This is a genomic window from Pseudoalteromonas sp. NBT06-2 (assembly GCF_002276045.1).
In the GTDB taxonomy this organism is placed as follows: domain Bacteria; phylum Pseudomonadota; class Gammaproteobacteria; order Enterobacterales; family Alteromonadaceae; genus Pseudoalteromonas.
This window is the reverse complement of record NZ_NQMR01000174.1, coordinates 1-829: the sequence shown is the minus strand read 5'-3', so window position 1 is coordinate 829 and position 829 is coordinate 1. Positions and strand designations below refer to the sequence as shown.

The window sequence follows — 829 nt, the reverse complement described above, 5'->3', positions numbered from 1 at the left end:
TTAATCAGAAATGCGCGATCCCAGCCTGCCTCTACACCTCATATTCGTAACACTAAATTGATAACTGTTAATATATGTGAGTGTGTTAGAAGATAGCACTATTCCACCAGACAATTCTAATCAATCCACTTGTTGATATTCCAAGGCAGCGATGCATCAATATCTTCAACCGTTTTTGCTTGTGAGAGTAAAGTAAAGACCGTTTTTAAATACATTGAGGTTCAATGCCGTTTACTTTGGCGTTTCCACTAAACAATATAATTAGCGGCTACGTTTTCGGTTATTATCAATTACAAAATCACGCCAAGCTTCAATCATATCTAAAAAGTCTTCAAAACCACAGCCTGCAGATAAATCATTTTCATCCAATTCTAACGCATCATCTGCATAAACAGATAAATCATGCTCTTTTTGATGAAGTGCATTCGCTTCAATTAAAGCTTCAAAACGATTGAGCTTTAAGCTAATTTCTTTGCCTAAAACAAACTGTTCGGTAATTTTACCTGCTTCAATTGCAGACATAAAATTAAAAACGCTTTTTAACTCATTTAAGTCAGTACCAAATTCTTCTATTAACCAACGACCCACAATACGATGCTCATGGGAAAATTCAACTTGAAACCCTTTTCCAACAACATCTAAATCAGGATCTCTAATAAATTCATATTCCATGTAATCACCTATCATATTGCACCAGCTTAAGATTCGCGCATTATACACAAATAAAAATTTTTGGTATTTATTAAGTTATTCCGCTTTTATCTATCTCTCTTCAATCTTTACAGTCATAATGCACTAATATATATAATACTATTTCCGTTAATATAGA

The 829-nt window shown here is 33.3% G+C and carries 1 protein-coding gene; it reads right to left on the bottom strand.

The window, feature by feature from the left end; translation table 11 throughout:
• Window positions 1-261: 261 nt before the first annotated feature.
• Window positions 262-672: a YacL family protein gene (locus tag CJF42_RS22700; RefSeq protein WP_095368843.1), complete on the bottom strand. Its 411-nt coding sequence runs from the start codon at window positions 670-672 to the stop codon at window positions 262-264.
• Between the last annotated feature and the right edge of the window lie 157 nt (window positions 673-829).